This window comes from Pseudoxanthomonas sp. GM95 (genome assembly GCF_900109775.1).
Lineage (GTDB): Bacteria > Pseudomonadota > Gammaproteobacteria > Xanthomonadales > Xanthomonadaceae > Pseudoxanthomonas_A.
In genome coordinates this window covers 416,649-434,943 of sequence record NZ_FOAX01000001.1, presented here as the reverse complement: position 1 = coordinate 434,943, position 18,295 = coordinate 416,649, and the positions used below count along the sequence as shown (strand labels likewise).

Sequence of the window (18,295 nt, the reverse complement as noted above, 5' to 3'; positions counted from 1 at the left end):
CGCATCAGATCTCCACCTGCGCGCCCAGCTCGACCAGGCGATTGCCGGGGATGCGGAAGAAGCCGGTCGCCGGCGCCGCGTTGCGGTGCATGGCCGCGAACAGCTTGTCGCGCCAGATCGGCATGCCGCGGCGGGCGCTGGCGACGATGGTCTCGCGGCTGGCGAAGAAGGTGGTGTCCATCGGATCGAAATACGGCCCGCCGTGGTCGCAACTGCGCATCAGCGCCAGCGGCACGTCCGGGGTTTCCATGAAGCCGAACTTGACCACCACGCGGTAGAACTCGTCGCCGATCTCTTCCACACGCATGCGCTTGTCGGCCGGCGCGTACGGCAGCGGCAGCGTGTACACGGTCAGGAACACGTTGCGCTCGTGCAGCACCTTGTTGTGCTTGAGGTTGTGCAGCAGCGCGTGCGGGACCATACCGGTCTGCGCGGTCAGGAACACCGCCGTGCCCGGCACGCGCACCGGCGGGGCCAGCATCAGGCCCGGCAGGAAGCTGTCCAGCGCGATGCCATCCTTGCGGATTTCCGCGCCCAGCAGCTCGCGGCCGCGGCGCCAGGTGCGCAACAGGGTGAACACCACCAGGCCCAGCGCCAGCGGGAACCAGGCGCCGTCGAAGAACTTGGCGCCGTTGGCGATCACGAAGCCCACGTCGACGATGAAGAACACCACGCACAGCGGCAGCACCCAGGTGCGCCACTTCGGCCACAGCGCGCGCGCCACCAGCGCCAGCAGCAGGGTATCGATGAGCATGGTGGCCGACACCGAAATGCCGTACGCGGTGGCCAGCGCGGTCGAGCTACCGAAGGCCAGCACCACGGCCAGCACCGCCAGCATCATGATCCAGTTCACGCCGGGCACGTAGATCTGGCCGATGGTGTCGTGCGAGGTGTGCTTGACCTGCATGCGCGGGATATAGCCCAGCTGCATGGCCTGGCGCGCGACCGAGAACGCCCCGCTGATGACCGCTTGCGAGGCGATGATCGCGGCCATGGTGGCCAGCACGATCATCGGATACAGCGCCCAGTCCGGCACCGCTTCGTAGAAGGGATTGTTGACCGCGGCCGGGTCTTCGAGCACCAGCGCGCCCTGGCCGAGGTAATTCAGCATCAGGCACGGCAGCACCATGATGTACCAGCCGTAGCGGATGGGTCGGGCGCCGAAGTGGCCCATGTCAGCGTACAGCGCCTCGCCGCCGGTCACCGCCAGCACCACCGCGCCCAAGATCAGCACCGAGTGCCAGCCGTGGGTCACGAAGAACTGGAATCCCCACCAGGGGTTGAAGGCCTTGAGCACTTCCGGCGCGTCGACGATGTTGTAGATGCCGATCGCCGCCAGCGACAGGAACCACACCATCGTGATCGGGCCGAACACCTTGCCCACCTTCTCGGTGCCGAAGCGCTGGGCCATGAACACCAGGATCAGGATCACCACCGTGATCGGCACGATCCAGTGGTCCAGACCGGGGGCGGCCACTTCCAGCCCTTCCACCGCGCCCAGCACCGAGATCGCCGGGGTGATCACGCCATCGCCGAAGAACAGCGACGCGCCGAAGATGCCGAGGATGCCGACCACGTAGGCCGAGCGCGAATCCTTGGGCAGCGTGCGCTGGGCCAGGGTCATCAGCGCCATGATCCCGCCTTCGCCATCGTTGTCGGCGCGCATGATGATGGTCACGTACTTAACCGTCACCGTGATCACCAGCGCCCAGAACACAAGCGACAGGATGCCCAGGATGGTGTCGTGGTTGCCGACCAGGCCGAAGTGCGGCGAAAACGCCTCCTTCAGCGTGTACAGCGGGCTGGTGCCGATGTCGCCGAACACGACGCCGATGGCACCGAGCACCAGGCCGGGAAGGCCCTGGTTGCCGTGACCGTGATGGGACGGCGCGTTGCTGGCCGACGAAGTGGGAGTCGCGGTGGACATGGCGGACGCTAGCCTACTGCTGGAAAAGTGACGAAGGCCTGCACACTCAGCGAAGGGCTGAGCGCAGGGCCTTGCGGATGATGGCGGCGGCATCGTCGCCGGCGGCGGCGGCTTCGCGGGCCATCCGCTGGGCCTCGGCCGGCTTGTAGCCGAGCTGCTGCAGGGCGATGACGGCTTCGGACTGCGGATCGACCGGCGCGGCGGACAGCGTCACCGGATCGCTGCCGGTCAAAGCGGCGGCGCGATCGCGCAGCTCGACCACCATGCGCTCGGCGGTCTTCTTGCCGATACCGGGGATGCGGGTGAGCGCGGTGACATCGCCGGCCTGCACCATGCGCGCGAACTCATCGACGCTGACGCCGGACAGGATCGCCAGGGCGATCTTGGCGCCGATGCCGGTGACCTTCTGCACGTCGCGGAACAGGCGCCGCTCGCTCTCGCGCAGGAAGCCGTACAGCGAGACGCTGTCCTCCTTCTGCGCGTAGTGGGTGAACAGCGTCACTTCGCGACCGAGTTCGGGCAGGTCGTAGAAGGTACTCATCGGCGCTTCGAGCTCGTAGCCGATGCCGCCGCCCACTTCGATCATCAGCCAAGGTGGCGACTTGGTGATGAGGATGCCGCGCAGTCTTCCGATCATTTCCGGCTCCAGGCCAGGCGCGCGTCCACGCCCATGCGGGCGGCGGTGGCGCGCACGTGCGCGTGGGTGATGGCCACGGCCAGCGCGTCGGCCGCGTCGGCCTGCAGCTTGCCTTTGAGGTTGAGCATGAGTGCGACCATGTGCTGGATCTGTTCCTTGTCTGCGCCACCGCGGCCGACGACGGCCAGCTTGACCTCTTTGGGCGCGTATTCGTGCACCGGCAGGTCGCGCAGCACCACCGCGCTGATCGCCGCGCCGCGCGCCTGGCCGAGCTTGAGTGCCGAGTCGGCGCTCTTGCCGACGAACACCTGTTCGATCGCCACTTCGTCAGGCTGCCACTGCTCCAGCAGCTCGCCCAGCCCGACCAGCAGCCGCTTGAGCCGCTGCGGGAATCCACCCTCGCCCAGCAGCACCAGCGGCCCGTTATAGACATGCTTGGTCCGCCCACCGGCGTCGACATCGATGATGCCCACGCCAGTGCGCTGCGAACCCGGGTCGATGCCGAGGATGCGGGTCATGTAGGGAGCGGTCCTGCGAGGCGGTGGGACGTGGGGTCGATCACGCAGGAACCATGCCACCGGGACTGCGTGCCGCCTGTCCCGGAACCGGCATCAGGCGTACGCGTCCTGACCGAGGTCGGCGTTGGAATAGACGTTCTGCACGTCGTCCAGGTCCTCCAGCATGCCCAGCAGCTTGGTGACCTGCTGGGCCGTCTCGGCATCCACGGCCACGTCGTTGTCGGCGCGGAAGGTGATTTCGGCGAAGCCGGGGGTGAAGCCCGCCGCGGCCATCGCCTGCTTGACATCTTCAAAGGCCTCCGGCGCGGTGACCACGTCGATGGCGCCGTCTTCCGGATACACCACCACGTCGTCGGCGCCGGCTTCGATCGCCGCTTCGGTCACCGTGTCCTCGTCCAGGCCGCCGCCAAAGCTCAGCACGCCCAGCTTCTTGAACATGAAGGACACCGAGCCTTCGGTGCCCATGTTGCCGCCGCACTTGGCGAAGGCATGGCGCACGTCGGCCACTGTGCGCACGCGGTTGTCGGTCAGGCAGTCGACGATCACCGCCACGCCACCGGGCGCGTAGCCCTCGTAGCGGATGGTTTCGTACTCCACGCCTTCCAGTTCACCGGTGGCCTTCTTGATGGCGCGCTCCATGACGTCCTTGGTCATGTTGGCCGCCAGGCCCTTGTCCATCGCCGACCGCAGGGCCGGGTTGTTGGCCGGATCACCGCCGCCTGCGCCGCGCGCGGCCACGCTGATCTCGCGGATGATCTTGGTGAACACCTTGCCGCGCTTGGCGTCACTGGCGTTCTTGCGGGCTTCGATCGAAGGGCCTCGACCCATGACACACTTCCGTTGGGGACACGAACACGAAGCGGGAATTTTACCCCAATGCGCGCGCGCCGCCGCCCTGCCCGCTCAGGACAGGAAGTGCCCCTGCCGCAGGAAGGCCACCACCTGGCGCGCCGCCAGCGGCGAAAACGCCAGTCCGGTGTGGCTGGTGCGCACGCAGCAATGGTCGGCCAGGCCCGGCAGGCGGGTCTCGGCCAGGGCCACGGTGCCGTCCGAATCGTCGCCGATCCCGCCCAGCAGCCGGCCGATGCCCCGCGGCACATCGCCGGCGACCATGCCGACCTGGGTCGGCCCGCGCCAGGGCTGGCAGCCGCGATCCAGCAGCGGCCCGCTGCGCCCGAGGGTGCCGGTCCAGCCCCGCTGCAGCAGGGCATGGGCGGTGGCACTGCCTTTCAGCGGCGAGCCCAGGCAGACCAGGCGCGGCACCGGCAGGTCCGGATGGCGGCGCAGGGTTTCCAGGGCGATCAGCCCACCCAGGCTGTGCCCGACCAGATGCGTCGGCGGTGCATCGCGCAGGCGTTCGGCCAGGCGGGTGAACGCCACCTGCGGCGCACTGGCGATGCTCTGGTAGCCGAAGACCTGCGCGTCGAAGCCAGCCTGCGACAGCCGCCGGGCCAGCGGGCGCACCCACAGATCCGCGTTCCAGATGCCATGCAGGACCAGCACCGCCGGCTTCACGCCGGCAGCAGCAGCTTCGACATGGGAGCGACGCAGGCTCAGTCGCAGGTGACCGCGGTGACCAGGTTCTGCGCGTTGACGTGGACGGTGACCCGGTCCATGCCGAGATCCGAAGAGGTCTCGCCGTCGGTGAGCGTGCGGACCTGCTTGGCGCCGCTTTCGGCCTGGATGCGATCCAGGATGCCCTGGTCGGCGACGCGACCGATCGCCCAACTGCCGGAGGCGGACGTGCAGCGCATCATCTTCTCGCCGCAACCACTCAGCGCGGCGACCACCACCAGGCACAACACGGGACGCAGAACGGACATCGGCATTTCCTCCATGAAAAGTGCCCGCAGCATGCCCCAGGCGTGCCGGTCGCTCAACCGCGCGACGGGATCACCCCTGTGCGGGACGTCGCAGGATGAACTCGTCGTCGATCGTCTTGCCGACCGGGAACTTGTATTGCCCGACCCGCTCGAACCCGTGCCGCGCATAGAAGCGCTGCGCGCCGAAGTTCTCCGACCACACGCCGATCCACAGCGCGCGTGGCCCGTTGCGCTGCAACCAGGCCAGCGTGGTCTCGAACAGGCGCGAGCCGATGCCGCTGTTCTGGTGCGTGTTGACCAGGTACAGGCGCTTGAGCTCGCCGTCTTCCGGCTGCACGTCCGCATGCGGCAGGCCGCACGGACCGGCGGCGGAATGGCCGACGGCCACGCCATCGTCCTCGGCCAGGAAGATCGCGTAGTCGGGATGGCGCAGCACGATCTCCGCGCGATCCACCGCGTAGCTTTCCTCAAGAAAGCCCGTGAGGTCCTCGGCCGGATACAGATGGCCGAAGGTCTCGGTGAAGGTGCGCGCGGCCAGGTCGGAAATGACCTGCGCGTCGTCGGGCGTGGCTTGGCGGATCGTGACGGCCATGGATTCCTCGCGGCATCCCGGCACTTGGCCGGGCCGGGATGACGCCGGTGGGAACTCCCGACCGGCGCGCGTTGCTCAGCCCTTGGCCGGCTGCGGGCGGACCTGGATGTGCACTTCGGCCAGCTGCGCATCGGCGATCGGCGACGGCGCATCGGTCATCAGGCACTGCGCGCCGGTGGTCTTGGGGAACGGGATCACGTCGCGGATCGATTCGGTGCCCGCCATCAGCGCGGCGATGCGGTCGATGCCGAAAGCGATGCCGCCGTGCGGCGGGGCGCCGTAGTTCAGCGCATCCAGCAGGAAGCCGAACTTGGCCTGCGCTTCTTCAGCGCCGATGCCGAGCAGCTCGAACACCGCGCTCTGCATCTCCGGGCGATGGATACGGATCGAACCGCCGCCGATCTCATTGCCGTTGAGCACCATGTCGTAGCCGCGCGACACGGCGGTCTTGGCATGCGCGCGCAGCTCGGCGATGTCGTCCACGGCCGGCGCGGTGAAGGGGTGATGCAGGGCCACGTAGCGCTGGTCTTCCTCGTCCCATTCGAACATCGGAAAGTCGGTGACCCACAGCGGCGCCCAGCCTTCGCTGACCAGGCCGAAGTCCTTGCCGGCCTTCAAGCGCACGGCGCCCATGAAGTCGGAGACCTTGTTGTAGCCGCCGGCGCCGAAGAACACCAGGTCGCCGTTACCGGCCCCGACGTGCGCGATCAGCGCGGCGAACTTGTCCTCGGCGAAGAACTTGGCGATCGGCGAGGTGACTTCGCCGGTCTCGCTGATCTTGATGTAGGCCAGGCCCTTGCTGCCGTACTTGGCCGCGTGCGCGGCGTACTCGTCGATCTGCTTGCGCGACAACGTCGCACCGCCCGGAATGCGCAGCGCGGCCACGCGGCCGTCGGCGTCATTGGCCGGGCCGGTGAACACGGCGAACTCGCTGTCCTTGACCAGCTCGGCCACGTCGACCAGCTCCAGCGCGATGCGCAGGTCCGGCTTGTCCGAGCCGTAGCGACGCATCGCCTCGGCCCAGGTCATGCGCGGGAACTGCGTGGCCAGTTCGACGTCGACCACTTCCTTGAAGATCGCGCGGATCATCGTTTCAACGAAATCCTGCACGTCGCGTTCCTTGACGAACGCAAACTCCATGTCGAGCTGGGTGAATTCCAGCTGGCGGTCGGCCCGCAGCGCTTCGTCGCGGAAGCAGCGCGCGATCTGGTAGTAGCGGTCGAAGCCGGCCACCATCAGGATCTGCTTGAACAGCTGCGGGCTCTGCGGCAGGGCGTAGAACTCGCCCGGGTGCATGCGCGCCGGCACCAGGAAGTCGCGCGCACCTTCCGGCGTAGCCTTGGTCAGGATCGGCGTTTCGATGTCCTGGAAACCCTGGCCGTCCAGGTGACGGCGCAGCGCCTGGACCAGCTTGATGCGGGTGCGCTGCATGCGCTGCATCTCGGGGCGGCGCAGGTCCAGGTAGCGATACTTGAGGCGGGTTTCCTCGCCCGGGTTCTCGTGGGCGTGGAACGGCAGCGGCGCGGCCTTGTTGAGGAGGGTGATCTTGGTGGCGATCACTTCGAGCTTGCCGGTCTTGATCTTGTCGTTGACCGCATGGCGCGCGCGCACCACGCCCTCGACCTGCAGCACGTCCTCGTACCCCAGCGACGCGGCCACGGCAAACACCTCGGCGTTGTCCTGCTCCACGGTCACCTGCACGATGCCTTCGTGGTCGCGCAGGTCGATGAAGCACACGCCGCCCTGGTTGCGGGCCACGTCGGTCCAGCCGGCCAGGGTGACGGTCTGGCCGATCAGGGATTCATTGATCAGGCCGCAGAAGTGGGTACGCATTGCAGGCAACTCCAGGCGGGCCGCAGGCAAGCGGCCGGGAAAGCCGGCTATTTTGGGGCCGCCGCTGCGGCGCGGCAAATGGGCCGCATCCACCACGTGGACGCAGCAGCCCCGCGTGTATAGTCCGGCCACCTCAGATTCCGCCGGAGCCGTGCCATGTTGCGACTGTTTGCGGTCCTTGTTTTCGCCTTGGGGCTCTACGCCGCTGGGCCCGCCCACGCCCAGAACGCGGTGACTTGCGAAAGCCAGGACAACAAGTACCGGGAGTGCCGCGCCTTCAATGGTCGCGCCCGCCTGGACCGCGCCCTGTCCGACGCGCCCTGCATCGAAGGCCGCACCTGGGGCAACCGCAATGGCGTGATCTGGGTCGACCGCGGCTGCCGCGGCCGGTTCGTGCCCAGCTGGACAGGTGGCCCTGGCGGTGGCAACAGCGGCCGCACGATCCGCTGCGAGAGCACCGACAACCGCACCCGCGAATGCGCCGCCGGCTTCCGCGGCCGCGCCACGCTGGCGCGCCAGCTGTCCGACAGCCGCTGCGTCGAAGGCCGCAGCTGGGGCCAGCGCGGCAGCACCATCTGGGTCAGCCAGGGTTGCCGCGGTGAATTCGCCGAAGGCGGCGGTGGCTGGGGCGGTGGCGGCGGCCCGGGCTGGGGAGGCGGGGTCGATCCCAACTACACCGTGACCTGCTCCAGCGACGACAACCGCCGCCATACCTGCGACTGGAACGAACGCGCCGGCCGCCCGGTGGTGGTCAAGCAGCTGTCCAAGACGGCCTGCGTCGAAGGCCGCACCTGGGCCTACCGCAATGGCCAGCTCTGGGTGGACGACGGCTGCCGGGCCCGCTTCGGCGGTCGCTGACAGGGCTTTCGTTCGCTGGACATGAAAAAGCCGGGCAATGCCCGGCTTTTTTATTGCGCGAACCTGCGCGGCGTCAGTCGCTGCTGGAGCTGGAACCCGACGGCTTGCTGTCGCCGCCGGAGGACGTCCCGCCCGTTCCGCCGCCTTCGGCCAGATTGCGCTTCTTGTCGCCGCCCTTCTTGAAGTCGGTCTCGTACCAGCCGCCGCCGGCCAGGCGGAACGAGGGCGCGGTGATCTGGCGCTTGACCGTGGGCGCGCCGCAACTGGGGCAGGCCGCCGGATCGGCGTCGGACAGTTTCTGCAGCTTGTCGAAGCTGTGGCCGCAGGTGGTGCATTCAAAAGCGTAGATCGGCATGGCGATGGGGGTCAGTCGGACGTTTCAGGGCGCAACGGTGGGGGTTGGCGGCCGGCGAATCAAGCGGTGCGATCGCCGTGGCCGCGATCCTCGGGCAGCGGACCGTCGCTGTCGGCCACTTCCGCGGCGGGCAGGATCGGGGTTTCGCTGGCTGCGACGAAGGCCGCGCCGACCCGGTGCGCGTGCAGTTCCGAGGTGCCCGGCGCCATCAGCGTGGAGGCCGCGCCGCCGGCCGCGGGCGCGTGGTGGCCCGGCTCGTTCTCCACCGGATCGACGTCGAATGGGGTCTTGAACACCAGCGAGGGCAACAGCGTGGTCAGGATCGCGTACAGCAGCAGCCCGCCGAACAGCGCATCGGGAATCTGGAAGCGCTCGCGCAGCAGCCCGGCCAGCACCAGGGTGAAGATCAGGGTCGGCGCCAACGCGGTGCCGATCCGCAGCCCGGTCTTGAACGACTCGCCGAACACCAGCTTGCGCTGCAGGGCGACCACGCCCACACGCAGTGGCAGCGACACCGCGGTCAGCGCCAGGCCCACGCCCAGCGCGCTGAAGCTCAACGCCCCGGCTGGCACCGTGGTGCCCGAATAAAAGAAGTAGAACGGCACGAAGAAGCTGGCGAACAGCCGCACCGCGTGCAGGTTGTCGTGCGAGGCCAGGGTCGGCATGCGCTGGCGCAGCAGGCGCGCGACCAGGCCGGTGATGAAGGCACCGACCAGATCGTGCACGCCGATCAGATGGGTCACATAGGCGGCGATCACCCCGACCATCACCAGCAGCGAGAACTCCGCGCCCGGCGAATGCGGCAGCACCCAGCGGCCCAGCGCGACGAACAGCAGCGGCAGGCCGATCAGCATCGCCACCAGCGCCAGCGACGAGCCGACGATCTGCAGCGGCGGGCTGGCCGACTGCAGCACCACGAACAGCACCACCAGCGCCAGCAGTTCGCCAGCGATGGCCTTGTTGGTGACCCAGAACTGTTCTTTTTCGTCCAGGCCCAGCCGGCCGAGCGTGTCGATGATGAACCCGGTCGACGGGGTCAGCAGGGCCAGCGCCAGCAGCGCCGAGGCCTGCCAGGACAGGTGCGCGTAGCGCCACACAAGCCAGCCCACGCCCACCAGGAACGCCACCCGCACCAGCAGATGCGTGACCAGCGGCCACAGCCCGCGGCGCAGCGCCTTCAGGTCGACCTCCAGCCCGGCGAACAGGAACAGCGAGGCGATGCCCAGCGAGGCCAGCAGCGAGACCACGCCGTCCTCCACCCGCTTGCCCAGCACCAGCGCGGCGACGATGCCGAACACCAGGCAGGTCAGCGGCGCCGGCAGTTTGAACTGCTGCAGGAAACGCGGGATGACCAGCAGGCCAAAGATCAGCAGCAGGTAGACGAGTTCTTGGCTCACGACAGGGCTTTCATGGGGTCGGGTGCAGGATGGTCGTTGCTGCAATGCAGCACGGCAAGGCCTGCTCGAACGGGGCGGCATCTTCGCAGATGGCCGGTGAGCACCCTTTCCCTTGCAGACGCAGTCTCCGGCCGGCGCTCCGCCGTGCCTGAAACGCCCTCCATTTTCCCCATCTGAATCAATATGTTATGATTTCATTGGTGACCAGCTCCCCTTCCCCAAGAAGGTCGCGCTGATGCTACGGCTCACGACCCTCCTGCTTGGCGTTGCCCTCCTCCTGACGGGCAGCGGGCTGCTGGGCACCCTGCTGGCGGTGCGTGGCGCGCAGGCCGGATTCGACGACCGGACCCTGGGCCTGGTGATGTCCGGATACTTCGCCGGGTTCTTCTTCGGCACCTTCCTGGGCCCGCCGATGATCGGCCGGATCGGCCATATCCGCGCCTTTGCCTTCTTCGCCGCGCTGGCCGCGATCGCGATCCTGTTGCATCCGGTCTGGGTCAATCCCTGGGTCTGGGGCCTGCTGCGCCTGATCACCGGCGCGGCCCTGGTCGGCCTGTACACCACCATCGAGAGCTGGCTCAACGCCGAGCCCCACCCCGACACCCGGGCCAAGGTGTTCTCGGTCTACATGATGGTGAACCTGTCGGCGCTGGCCCTGGGCCAGGTCCTGCTGGGCTGGGGCGGGATGGAGATGGCGACGCTGTTCTCGCTGACCGCGATTCTGGTCTGCGCCTCGGTGATGCCGGTCTCGGCCACCCGCCTGACCCAGCCGGAGGTGCCGCCGCTGACCCGCTTCAGCCTCAAGCGCCTGTACGGGCTGGCCCCGGCGGCCACGGTGGGCGCCGCGCTGTCGGGCCTGGCGATGGGCGGGTTCTGGGGCCTGTCGCCGGTGTACGCCGGGCGCATCGGCCTGGACACGCAGGGCGTGGCCTTGTTTATGCTGGCCGCGATCGCCGGCGGTGCGCTGCTGCAGGTGCCGATCGGCAAGGTCAGCAATGGCCGTGACCGTCGCCTGGCCCTCGCCATCACCGCGCTGGCCGCAGCCGGCGTCGCCCTGGCGATGCTGTTGCCGGCGGTCCAGGCCGATCACCGGCTGTTGTTCGGCCTGTTCTTCCTGTTCGGCGGGCTGAGCTTTTCGCTGTACCCGTTCGCGGTGGCACACATGCTCGATTACCTGCCGCGCGAACACCTGCTGTCGGGCTGTTCCAGCCTGCTGCTGGTCAACGGCGTCGGCTCGGCGATCGGCCCGGCGCTGGCCGGCGGCGCGATGCAGCGCTTCGGCGCCGCGGCGCTGCCGGTGTACTTCGCCGTGATGCTGCTGGCGCTGGCCGGCTACCTGTTCGCGCGGTTGCGCTTCCGCCGCGACCGCACGTTCGAATCCCCCTTCCGCCCCATGCTGCGCACCACCCCGTCCGCGCTGGAGCTGATGCCTGAAACCGAAACCCCGTCTCAACCCTAAGAGGATCCCTTTTGACTGACCTGACCGCACCCACACGAAATACCTCACCCCGCTCCACCCAGGCCCGGCCCGATCCGCGCCTGATCCTGGCCACCGACCTGGACGGCACCTTCCTGGCCGGCAGCGCCGAGCAGCGCCAGCGCCTGTATCGCCTGGTGGACCAGCACCCCGAGATCTGCCTGATCTTCATCACCGGCCGCGGCCTGGAATCGGTGATGCCGCTGCTGACCGATCCTTCCATTCCCCGCCCCGATTACGTGGTCTGCGACGTGGGCGCGACCGTGGTCGATGGCCAGACCCTGCTGCCGCTGCAGCCCCTGCAGTCGCGCATCGATGCGCGCTGGCCGGGCGAAACCACCGTGGCCGAAGCCATGCGCGCCTTCCCCGGCCTGCAGCGCCAGGACGTGCCGCAGGAGCGCCGCTGCTCGTACTACTGCGACCCGGACACGCTGGCCCCGCTGCGCACCCAGATCGAGGACACCGCGCGCGAACTGGGCTGCTCGGTGCTGTACTCGGCCGACCGCTACCTGGACATCCTGCCGCCGGACACCGACAAAGGCCGCACCCTCAAGGCGCTGGCCAAGCAGCTCAAGCTCAAGCGCGAGAACGTGCTGGTCGCCGGCGACACGCTCAACGACCTGTCGATGTATGTCGCGGGTTTCCGCGGCGTGTGCGTGGGCGATTCGGAGCCGGCGCTGATCGAGGCCACCGGTTCGCTCAGCGACGTGCTGCATGCGCAGGCGCCCGGCTGCGGCGGCATCCTGGAAGCCATCGCCCACTACAAGCTGCTGGACAAGGACGACCCGTACGTGCCCGTCGCGCGCACTGCGCCGACCGGCAAGGCGCAGTTGCTGATGGTCTACCACCGCCTGCCCTACGAGGAGGTCATCGAGGACGACAAGATCGTCCGCCGCCAGCCCAAGTCGCCCAACGGGATCATTCCCTCGCTGCTGGGCTTCTTCCAGGGCGGGCAGACCGGCTCATGGGTGGCCTGGAGCATCGACGATCCCAAGCGCGGCCCGTTCGAAACCCACACCGCGGTCGATGAGAAGTACCCCAACCTCACCGCCGCGCGCGTGCCGCTGACCAAGACCGAGGTGGACATCTTCTACAAGCGCTTCAGCAAGGAAGCGTTCTGGCCGATGCTGCACGTGTTCTGGGAGCGCGCGCGCTTCCGCGAGGACGACTGGAAGGTGTTCCTCAAGGTCAACCGCAAGTTCGCCGAGGCCACGGCCGAGGAAGCCGCCGAAGGCGCCACCGTCTGGATCCACGACTACAACCTGTGGATGGTGCCGGCCTACCTGCGCGAGATGCGCCCGGACCTGAAGATCGCCTTCTTCCACCACACCTATTTCCCCTCGGCCGACGTGTTCAACGTAGTGCCGTGGCGCCGCGAGATCATCGGCAGCCTGCTGTCGTGCGATTACGTGGGCTTCCACATCCCGCGCCAGGTGGAGAACTTCGTCGACGTGGTCCGCGGCGTGGCGCCGGTGGAGCGCGTGCAGACCGAAAGCTGCGCGCCGCGCTTCCTCACTTACGGCTGCGCGGTAGGCCTGGACACGATGACCACGCGCCTGCGCGTGCCTGGTCGCGAGGTCGCCCTGGGCGCGCATCCGGTCGGCACCGACATGCGCCGGATCAAGAACGTCCTGACCAACCCGGAGGTGCGCAACAACATCTACAAGCTGCGGCGCGAGATCGGCGCGCGCAAGCTGGTGTTGTCGGTCGAGCGCCTGGACTACACCAAGGGCACGCTGGCCAAGCTGGAGGCCTTCGAGCGCCTGCTCGAATCCCAGCCCAGCCTGCACAACAAGGTGACGCTGCTGATGATCTGCGTGCCGGCGGCCAAGGAAATGACCGTCTACCGCCAGCTGCAAAATTCCATCGAACAGGCGGTGGGCCGCATCAACGGCCGCTTCGCGCGGATGGACTGGACGCCAGTGCGCTTCTTCGCCCAGGCCTTTCCGTTCGAGGACGTGGTGGCGCATTACGCCGCCGCCCAGGTCATGTGGATCACGCCGCTGCGTGACGGGCTGAACCTGGTGGGCAAAGAGTTCGTCGCCACCCAGGGCATCGAGGGCGGCAACGGCATCCTGGTGCTGAGCGAGTTCGCCGGCGCTGCGGCCGAACTGAAGGGCGCGGTGCTGACCAACCCGCATGACCAGGCCGACCTCACCGCCGCGCTGCTGCAGGCCCTGCAGATGCCCGAGGAAGAAGCCGGCGACCGCCTGCGCCAGCTCTACGACATCGTCGATTACTACGACGTGGATCGCTGGGGCCAGGAGTTCCTGGGCGCGGTGCGCAAGGCCGGCCAGCCGACCAAGCCGGCACCGAAGAAAAAGGGCCAGACCTTCGCCCAGCAGCGCGATCACGCTGCCTGATCGTCGTCACTTCGCAACACCGCAGAAAGCCGGCCGCGACGCCGGCTTTTTGCTGCCCGCGCGCCGTTGGCGTGGCTGGCGCCGGAACTGGATTACCATCGGCGCCCATGAGTCAGGATGACAATCGCCGGCCGATCGCCGCGCGCAACACCGGATGGGCGCAGCGCCTGAGCGCGGCGCTGGCGCAGTCGTCGATCACGCCCAACCAGATCTCCGTGCTGAGCATCTTCTTCGCCGCCATCGGCGCGGCGATGCTGGCCTGGGCACCGATCGCCGGCGGCCTGGTGATCGCGGCGGTCTGCATCCAGCTACGCCTGGTGTGCAACCTGCTGGATGGCATGGTCGCGATGGAAGGCGGCCGCAAGACCGCCACCGGCGCGCTCTACAACGAGTTCCCCGATCGCGTCGCCGACTCGCTGCTGATCGTCGGCCTGGGCTATGGCTGCGGCCTGTCGTGGCTGGGCTGGCTCGGCGCGCTGCTGGCCGCCTTGACCGCGTACGTGCGCCTGGCCGGCGGCAGCCTGGGCTTGGCGCAGGATTTCCGCGGACCGATGGCCAAGCAGCACCGCATGGCCGTGCTGACCGCCGCCTGCATCCTCGGCGCGGTCGAAGGCGCCCTGCACGGCACGCGCTGGGCACTGCTGGTGGCCGCCATCGTCATCGCCGCTGGCGCGCTGCTGACCTGCATCACCCGCAGCGTGGCGATCGCCCGCCAGCTCAACGACAGGGACGTCGCATGATCATCGACCGCCTGCTGGTGACCGCCAGCAAGGCCTTGTTCGGCGCCTACCCGCGCTGGCTGGGCAGCAAGCCAGAACCGACCCAGCGGATCTATTTCGCCAACCACTCCAGCCACCTGGACACCGTCGCGCTGTGGTCGGCCCTGCCGCCTGCCCTGCGCAAGAAGACGCGCCCGGTCGCCGCACGCGATTACTGGGGTGGCGGTGGATTGAAAGGGTTGATCGCCGGCCCCGGCTTGAACGTGGTCCTGATCGACCGCCATCGCGAACACGCTGACGTCGATCCGCTGCAGCCGCTGTACGACGCGCTGGACGCGGGTGATTCGCTGATCATCTTCCCGGAAGGCACGCGCAACCACGAGGCGACCTTGCTGCCATTCAAGTCCGGCCTGTACCACCTGGCCCAGCGCTATCCGCAGGTCGAACTGATCGCGGTCTATCTGGACAACGCCCGCCGCAGCATGCCCAAGGGCAGCCTGCTGCCGGTGCCGCTGATCTGCACGGTGCGCTTCGGCGCGGCCCTGCACGTCGATCCCGGCGAAGACAAACCCGCGTTCCTGGAACGTGCCCGCCACGCAGTGGAGGCGCTGGCCCCATGACCTTGATCGCAATGGGCACATCCCAGCTCAACGGCTTCGTGCGCGCGGCCATCGCGCAGGCCCCGGGCAAGTTCTGGTGGATGATCGGCGGCGTCATCGGCCTGCTGGTGCTGGCCTCGGCGATCGGCTGGGTGCTGGGCAAGCGCAAGCCCTCGGCGGTGGTGGACAACCTCAACGCGCGCATCAACGCGTGGTGGGTGATGGTCGCGATCCTGCTGGTGTGCTTCCTGATCGGCAAGGTCGCCACGCTGGTGCTGTACGCGCTGCTGTCGTTCTTCGCCCTGCGCGAATTCCTGACCCTGACGCCCACGCGCCGCGGCGACCACCTGGCGCTGTGTTTGTGCTTCTACATCGCGATCCCGCTGCAGTACTGGCTGATCGGGATCGGCTGGTACGGCCTGTTCGTCATGTGCATCCCGGTCTACGGCTTCCTGCTGCTGCCGGCGGTGACCGCGCTGTCGGGCGATACCGAGGACTTCCTGGCGCGCAACACCAAGGTGCAGTGGGGCCTGATGCTGACGGTGTTCTGCCTCAGCCACGCGCCGGCGCTGATGATGCTGCAGATCCCCGGCTACGAAGGCCAGAACCTGATGCTGCTGTTCTACCTGCTGCTGGTGGTGCAGCTGAGCGACGTGCTCCAGTACGTGTTCGGCAAGCTGTTCGGCAAGCATCTGCTGGCGCCGAAAGTAAGCCCGTCCAAGACGGTCGAAGGCCTCGTCGGCGGCGGCCTGTCGGCCGCGGCGATCGGCGCGGCGCTGTGGTGGGTCACGCCCTTCAGTCCGCTGCAGTCGGCGGCGCTGTCGCTGCTGATCGTGCTCTGCGGCTTCCTCGGCGGGCTGGCGCTGTCGGCGACCAAGCGCAGCCTGGGCGCCAAGGACTGGGGCGAAATGATCGAAGGCCACGGCGGTGCGCTGGACCGGCTGGACTCGGTGGTGTTCGCCGCGCCGGTGTTCTTCCATGTGGTGCGGTACGCCTTCCAGTGATCCGGAACTATCAGTCTTGCCCTACTTCAAATTCATACTTTCAGGCAGCGGAATCGATGCCCTTCTCGACGAGAACGATGCGTCGATTGGGTTTTTCACAACTAGGCTAGTACGAGAGACCGACCTGCTCTCCGCACGAATCCTTGCAGAAGAAATAGTGCTATCTGAGTGGCGCGAAGGCGGTGCCTATGCCGCATGCAACCGAGGTGGATTGCCATCCATCAAGATTGAGCAGAGCTACTCGGTTGGTTTCCTGCAGGGTTTCTTCGGAAGAAAGCCATCCGGCTACAGCTTTTATCGGCAAGAAGATTAGCTCGTACGCGCAGCGCGCTCAGGCCAGGCAGAGCGCCACGATCCGCCAGCTCGCCAGCAGCAGGGTGACCGCCACCAGCGCGCGCGACATCCCCGGCCCGTAGACCTGGGGCAGTCGCGCGAACAGGCGCGTGCCGACGATCACCAGCGCCATCGCGCACAGGAAGGCGATGCGCATGCTCGACAGGTAGGCCGTCGGTGAAAAACCCATCATCCCCAGCGACGCCAGGCCCAGCAGCAGCACGCCCAGCATCCGCAGCGCCTCGCTGGTGCTACGCCAGAAACAGCACGCGCAGGCGATCATCAGGCACCCCACCGAGAACAGCGTCCACGCCGTCACCGCATAGTTGCCGGCGAAGAACACCACGTCGCCATCCAGCCGCATCGGCAACCACGCACGCAGCGCATGGCCCGACAGCGGCGTCAGCACCAGCGCGACCTGCGCCAGCGACACCACCAGCACCGCGCCCAGCACGCCTTTCAGCCAGCGCGACAGCGGCGCGCGCCACAGCAGCACCAGCACCAGCACGCCGAGCAGTTCCACCAGGTAGTTGTAGGGATCGCTGAAGGCCCGCGCGATCAGGCCCAGGCCGATGCGCAGCTTTTCCAGCACGTCCAGGTCGGCGAAGTTGGGGAAGCGCATGCCCTGCTCTTCGTGGAAACGCTGTGCGTTGCCCGGTGCACTCAGGGCGAACGCCGCGTTGGCCACCAGCAGCAGCGCTTGCGCGATATCCCAGCGCGTGGCGCGACCCTGGCGCGCGCGCCAGATCAGCAGCCCCAGCGCGAGCGGGACCAGCGCCAGCGCGAGTTGGTCGCAGTACGCGGCCAGGCTGGCGGCCAGGCAGAATCCCAGCCGCTGCGGCCAGCCGTAAGCCTTGCCCTCCACCAGCGGCACCAGGCTCCACAGACCCAGCGCGGCCGGCCACAGGTAATTCAGCGAGCCGGTCAGCCAGCGGCTGGATTCGAACTGGATTTGCGGAGTAATCAGCATGAACAGCGCGAACACCAGCGCCATCGCCCCGCCCTGCGACAGCGCTGTGCCCACCCGCGCTAGCCGCGCCGTGGCCACGATCAGCAGCGCCATCAGCACCGCGTTGCAGGCCCGCCAGATCCAGGTGTGATGGACCAGCACCACCAGCAGGCCTTCGATCGGCAGGCGCCCGGTCCAGGTGTGGTAGCGGTGGATGAGGTAATCGCCCAGCGAATACTGCGACAGCATCTTCGCGAAGTAGGCATCGTCGGCAACCGGCGCATCGCTGATGCCGAACAGATGGATGCAGGCGATCCCGGCCAGCACCCAGCCCAGGCCGGCCAGCGACCACGGCGACATCAAGCGCTTCATGGCGCGTTCCCCACGCAATCCAGCGGCAGCAGCGCGCGCACCTGTCCCTCGTGCCAGTCCAGGAACAGCCGCGCGCCGCGCGCGTCCAGCCCGGCAACCCGGAGGTTGAGCGAGGCAACAAAGCGCGCCGCGTAATAGGTGCGCGTATCGTCGGTGGCCGCGTGGATCGTGTCGGCCATGTCCTTGCTGTCCAGCATCGCCGTGTCCAGCGCCACGCCGCGGCCATCGGCCAGGCGCATCACCACCCGGTTATGGGTCAGCGGCCAGCCCGTCCCTTTGCGCACTGCCCAGCCGCGCACCACCACCCGGTCGGCGGTGATCCGGCAGAACGTGGTGGCGTGGGCGAAGCGCCCATCCGGCGTCGTCGGCGCGGCCGGCAGGGCCACGGGCGGCGCGGCGTTGTCGCGCAGGAACAGCGCCAGATAGAGCCCGCCGAACCCCAGCGCGCACGCCAACATTCCAAAACCGGCCCAGCGCGACAGTCTGCGTGCAGTGTCCCCGCCTTGCGACATTCGATGTTCCGGCTTTGATGTGATGGC

19 protein-coding genes are annotated in these 18,295 nt (G+C 68.0%); 7 read left to right on the top strand and 12 right to left on the bottom strand.

Going from position 1 to position 18,295, the window contains the following annotated elements; genetic code table 11:
- Positions 1-4: 4 nt before the first annotated feature.
- The 8 genes from BMZ17_RS01955 to aspS all read right to left on the bottom strand — a co-directional run bounded on the left by BMZ17_RS01955 (position 5) and on the right by aspS (position 7,330).
- Positions 5-1,927 carry a potassium transporter Kup gene (locus BMZ17_RS01955; RefSeq protein WP_093134751.1) on the bottom strand — a complete coding sequence of 641 codons (1,923 nt, stop codon included), beginning with the start codon at positions 1,925-1,927 and terminating at the stop codon, positions 5-7.
- Positions 1,928-1,973: 46 nt separating this feature from the next.
- Positions 1,974-2,564, bottom strand: coding sequence for a Holliday junction branch migration protein RuvA (ruvA, locus tag BMZ17_RS01950; protein ID WP_093134748.1), 591 nt, complete (start codon positions 2,562-2,564; stop codon positions 1,974-1,976).
- On the bottom strand, positions 2,561-3,082 hold the full coding sequence (gene ruvC / locus BMZ17_RS01945; protein WP_093134744.1) for a crossover junction endodeoxyribonuclease RuvC: 522 nt from the start codon (positions 3,080-3,082) through the stop codon (positions 2,561-2,563). Before ruvC ends, ruvA begins: the two co-directional genes overlap by 4 nt.
- A gap of 93 nt (positions 3,083-3,175) precedes the next feature.
- Complete coding sequence (locus tag BMZ17_RS01940) at positions 3,176-3,910, bottom strand: YebC/PmpR family DNA-binding transcriptional regulator (protein ID WP_093134739.1); 735 nt, start codon at positions 3,908-3,910, stop codon at positions 3,176-3,178.
- A 75-nt stretch (positions 3,911-3,985) separates the two neighbouring features.
- Positions 3,986-4,597: an esterase/lipase family protein gene (locus tag BMZ17_RS01935; RefSeq protein WP_093134735.1), complete on the bottom strand. Its 612-nt coding sequence runs from the start codon at positions 4,595-4,597 to the stop codon at positions 3,986-3,988.
- A gap of 38 nt (positions 4,598-4,635) precedes the next feature.
- Positions 4,636-4,905 carry a hypothetical protein gene (locus tag BMZ17_RS01930; protein ID WP_139202775.1) on the bottom strand — a complete coding sequence of 90 codons (270 nt, stop codon included), beginning with the start codon at positions 4,903-4,905 and terminating at the stop codon, positions 4,636-4,638.
- A 70-nt stretch (positions 4,906-4,975) separates the two neighbouring features.
- Positions 4,976-5,497, bottom strand: coding sequence for a GNAT family N-acetyltransferase (locus tag BMZ17_RS01925; RefSeq protein ID WP_093134728.1), 522 nt, complete (start codon positions 5,495-5,497; stop codon positions 4,976-4,978).
- A gap of 75 nt (positions 5,498-5,572) precedes the next feature.
- A complete protein-coding gene (aspS, locus tag BMZ17_RS01920) occupies positions 5,573-7,330 on the bottom strand; it encodes an aspartate--tRNA ligase (RefSeq protein ID WP_093134725.1) in 1,758 nt (585 codons plus the stop codon).
- 156 nt (positions 7,331-7,486) lie between these two features.
- Here aspS and BMZ17_RS01915 point away from each other — a divergent pair, with 156 nt between their 5' ends.
- Entirely contained in the window at positions 7,487-8,188 is a 702-nt protein-coding gene (locus BMZ17_RS01915) for a DUF3011 domain-containing protein (protein ID WP_093134720.1), read from the top strand.
- A gap of 73 nt (positions 8,189-8,261) precedes the next feature.
- Here the strand turns inward: BMZ17_RS01915 and BMZ17_RS01910 are convergent, their stop codons facing one another.
- Both BMZ17_RS01910 and BMZ17_RS01905 read right to left on the bottom strand, forming a co-directional pair.
- Positions 8,262-8,543: an FmdB family zinc ribbon protein gene (locus tag BMZ17_RS01910; protein WP_093134715.1), complete on the bottom strand. Its 282-nt coding sequence runs from the start codon at positions 8,541-8,543 to the stop codon at positions 8,262-8,264.
- Between the two features lie 59 nt (positions 8,544-8,602).
- Positions 8,603-9,940, bottom strand: a complete 1,338-nt coding sequence (locus BMZ17_RS01905; protein WP_093134712.1) for a cation:proton antiporter — start codon at positions 9,938-9,940, stop codon at positions 8,603-8,605.
- A 235-nt stretch (positions 9,941-10,175) separates the two neighbouring features.
- Here BMZ17_RS01905 and BMZ17_RS01900 point away from each other — a divergent pair, with 235 nt between their 5' ends.
- From BMZ17_RS01900 to BMZ17_RS20795, 6 genes are all read left to right on the top strand, one after another.
- Positions 10,176-11,399, top strand: a complete 1,224-nt coding sequence (locus BMZ17_RS01900) for an MFS transporter (RefSeq protein WP_093134709.1) — start codon at positions 10,176-10,178, stop codon at positions 11,397-11,399.
- Positions 11,400-11,479: 80 nt separating this feature from the next.
- A complete protein-coding gene (gene ggpS / locus BMZ17_RS01895; protein WP_093137989.1) occupies positions 11,480-13,780 on the top strand; it encodes a glucosylglycerol-phosphate synthase in 2,301 nt (766 codons plus the stop codon).
- A gap of 107 nt (positions 13,781-13,887) precedes the next feature.
- A complete protein-coding gene (locus tag BMZ17_RS01890) occupies positions 13,888-14,520 on the top strand; it encodes a CDP-alcohol phosphatidyltransferase family protein (protein WP_093134705.1) in 633 nt (210 codons plus the stop codon).
- A complete protein-coding gene (locus tag BMZ17_RS01885; RefSeq protein WP_093134701.1) occupies positions 14,517-15,119 on the top strand; it encodes a lysophospholipid acyltransferase family protein in 603 nt (200 codons plus the stop codon). Before BMZ17_RS01890 ends, BMZ17_RS01885 begins: the two co-directional genes overlap by 4 nt.
- An 80-nt stretch (positions 15,120-15,199) precedes the next feature.
- Complete coding sequence (locus BMZ17_RS01880) at positions 15,200-16,102, top strand: phosphatidate cytidylyltransferase (RefSeq protein WP_254775221.1); 903 nt, start codon at positions 15,200-15,202, stop codon at positions 16,100-16,102.
- 16 nt (positions 16,103-16,118) lie between these two features.
- Positions 16,119-16,415 (top strand): hypothetical protein, encoded by a 297-nt coding sequence (locus BMZ17_RS20795; RefSeq protein WP_139202774.1) that lies wholly within the window; start codon positions 16,119-16,121, stop codon positions 16,413-16,415.
- A gap of 18 nt (positions 16,416-16,433) precedes the next feature.
- On the opposite strand, the gene BMZ17_RS01875 is transcribed toward BMZ17_RS20795, so the two are convergent.
- Complete coding sequence (locus tag BMZ17_RS01875) at positions 16,434-17,756, bottom strand: DUF6056 family protein (protein WP_093134692.1); 1,323 nt, start codon at positions 17,754-17,756, stop codon at positions 16,434-16,436.
- Positions 17,753-18,214 carry a hypothetical protein gene (locus BMZ17_RS01870; protein ID WP_093134688.1) on the bottom strand — a complete coding sequence of 154 codons (462 nt, stop codon included), beginning with the start codon at positions 18,212-18,214 and terminating at the stop codon, positions 17,753-17,755. Before BMZ17_RS01870 ends, BMZ17_RS01875 begins: the two co-directional genes overlap by 4 nt.
- Positions 18,215-18,295 lie beyond the last annotated feature (81 nt).

What these genes read in the sequence shown, in the direction of transcription:
- BMZ17_RS01955 (WP_093134751.1), bottom strand. Translation starts at nt 1,927, where the DNA reads ATGTCCACCGCGACTCCCACTTCGTCGGCCAGCAACGCGCCGTCCCAT.
- ruvA (WP_093134748.1), bottom strand. Translation starts at nt 2,564, where the DNA reads ATGATCGGAAGACTGCGCGGCATCCTCATCACCAAGTCGCCACCTTGG.
- ruvC (WP_093134744.1), bottom strand. Translation starts at nt 3,082, where the DNA reads ATGACCCGCATCCTCGGCATCGACCCGGGTTCGCAGCGCACTGGCGTG.
- BMZ17_RS01940 (WP_093134739.1), bottom strand. Translation starts at nt 3,910, where the DNA reads ATGGGTCGAGGCCCTTCGATCGAAGCCCGCAAGAACGCCAGTGACGCC.
- BMZ17_RS01930 (WP_139202775.1), bottom strand. Translation starts at nt 4,905, where the DNA reads ATGTCCGTTCTGCGTCCCGTGTTGTGCCTGGTGGTGGTCGCCGCGCTG.
- BMZ17_RS01925 (WP_093134728.1), bottom strand. Translation starts at nt 5,497, where the DNA reads ATGGCCGTCACGATCCGCCAAGCCACGCCCGACGACGCGCAGGTCATT.
- aspS (WP_093134725.1), bottom strand. Translation starts at nt 7,330, where the DNA reads ATGCGTACCCACTTCTGCGGCCTGATCAATGAATCCCTGATCGGCCAG.
- BMZ17_RS01915 (WP_093134720.1), top strand. Translation starts at nt 7,487, where the DNA reads ATGTTGCGACTGTTTGCGGTCCTTGTTTTCGCCTTGGGGCTCTACGCC.
- BMZ17_RS01910 (WP_093134715.1), bottom strand. Translation starts at nt 8,543, where the DNA reads ATGCCGATCTACGCTTTTGAATGCACCACCTGCGGCCACAGCTTCGAC.
- BMZ17_RS01900 (WP_093134709.1), top strand. Translation starts at nt 10,176, where the DNA reads ATGCTACGGCTCACGACCCTCCTGCTTGGCGTTGCCCTCCTCCTGACG.
- BMZ17_RS01890 (WP_093134705.1), top strand. Translation starts at nt 13,888, where the DNA reads ATGAGTCAGGATGACAATCGCCGGCCGATCGCCGCGCGCAACACCGGA.
- BMZ17_RS01885 (WP_093134701.1), top strand. Translation starts at nt 14,517, where the DNA reads ATGATCATCGACCGCCTGCTGGTGACCGCCAGCAAGGCCTTGTTCGGC.
- BMZ17_RS01880 (WP_254775221.1), top strand. Translation starts at nt 15,200, where the DNA reads ATGATCGGCGGCGTCATCGGCCTGCTGGTGCTGGCCTCGGCGATCGGC.
- BMZ17_RS01875 (WP_093134692.1), bottom strand. Translation starts at nt 17,756, where the DNA reads ATGAAGCGCTTGATGTCGCCGTGGTCGCTGGCCGGCCTGGGCTGGGTG.
- BMZ17_RS01870 (WP_093134688.1), bottom strand. Translation starts at nt 18,214, where the DNA reads ATGTTGGCGTGCGCGCTGGGGTTCGGCGGGCTCTATCTGGCGCTGTTC.